Below are 1,372 nucleotides of genomic sequence, written 5' to 3'. Positions count from 1 at the left end.
CGGGTGGAAACGCGGCGCGGTAGACCCGGGGCGGTACGCCGACGACCTGACGGAAGGACTCACGGAAGGCCGTCGGTGAGGCGAAGCCGACCAGCATTCCGATTCGTTTCACTGGCTGGTCGGTGCGTTCCAGCAGTTGCTGCGCGCGGCGGATCCGCTGCCGGTTCAGCCACCGCAGGGGCGTGGTGCCGGTCTGGTATCGGAAATGCCGGCTGAGGGAGCGGGTGCTCATCGCGGCGTGCGCGGCGATGTCGGCCAGGGTGAGCGGACGATGCAGGTTGTCGGTCAGCCAGGCCATCAGCGGTTGCAGACCGTTCTCGGCCGGCGGGGGCGGCTCGTGCGCGATGAACTGTGCCTGGCCGCCCGCGCGCTCCAGCGGCATGACACAGCTCCGCGCGGTCTCGGCCGCGATCGCGGCGCCGTGGTCGCGGCGCACGATGTGCAGGCACAGGTCGAGTCCGGCCGCCGCGCCCGCGGAGGTGAGCACGGGACCGTCCTCGACGAACAGCACGTCGGGGTCGACGGTGACGTCGGGACAGCGGCGGGCGAGCTCGGCCGCGGCGGCCCAGTGGGTGGTGGCCCGGCGACCGTCGAGCCGCCCGGCAGCCGCCAGCAGAAAAGCCCCCGTGCAGATCGACACCAGCCGGGCCGCAGTGGCGGAAAGAGCTTCCAGTATCTCGACGTCCACCGCCTCGTCGAGGTCGGCCATTCCCGGTACGACGACCGTGTCGGCCTCGGCCAGCGCAGTGAGATCGTGCGGCGCCCGAAGGCCGACCGCGCCGGCGCGTACCTCGGCCGTGGCCGCACAGACGCGGACCCGGTAGGCCGGACGGCCGTCGGCCAGCCGCACCCGACCGAACACCTCCACCGGCACGGACAGGTCGAACGGGACGACACCGTCGTAGGCGAGTACCACCACATCGTGCATGGGAACCATCCTGGCGCGAATCCGTCGACCGTCGGCTCGCCACCCCCTGTCAGGGACACCGACCCGGCCCTAGATTCGACCGCCATGACCATCCTCGTGCCCCTGCTCATCGGCGCCCTGTACGTGGGCCTCAACGCGCTGATCCGCGAGCCGCACCGCCGCCACGTCAACGCAATCATGGTGGGCGGTGCCGGAGCGGCGTACCTCAGCGGCGGTGGTCTCGGGGCATGGGAGTTCCCCTTCGTCGCCCTGATGGTCTACGTCGCATGGCGAGGACTGAGGTCCTGGACATGGATCGGCGTCGGCTGGCTGCTGCACACCGCCTGGGATGTCCTGCACCACCTGAAGGGAGCCCCGATCATCCCGTTCGTGCCCGGCTCCTCGCACGGCTGCGCCATCTGCGACCCGGTCATCGCCCTGTGGTGCCTGACGGGCGGCTGGTCG

General features: G+C 71.1%; 2 protein-coding genes. One reads left to right on the top strand and one right to left on the bottom strand.

Going from position 1 to position 1,372, the window contains the following annotated elements:
* Positions 1 to 928: GlxA family transcriptional regulator (locus V6U89_RS30060; protein WP_334576680.1), on the bottom strand; the 928-nt coding region annotated here is incomplete at its 3' end.
* A gap of 84 nt (positions 929 to 1,012) precedes the next feature.
* Between V6U89_RS30060 and V6U89_RS30055 the strand changes: the two genes are divergently transcribed.
* The coding region (locus V6U89_RS30055) for a DUF6010 family protein (RefSeq protein WP_334576678.1) at positions 1,013 to 1,372 on the top strand (360 nt) is incomplete at its 3' end.

The organism is Micromonospora sp. CPCC 206171, assembly GCF_036906755.1.
GTDB lineage: Bacteria > Actinomycetota > Actinomycetes > Mycobacteriales > Micromonosporaceae > Micromonospora > Micromonospora purpureochromogenes.
Note: the sequence above shows the minus strand (reverse complement) of the source record. Positions and strands in the feature narration are given on the sequence as shown.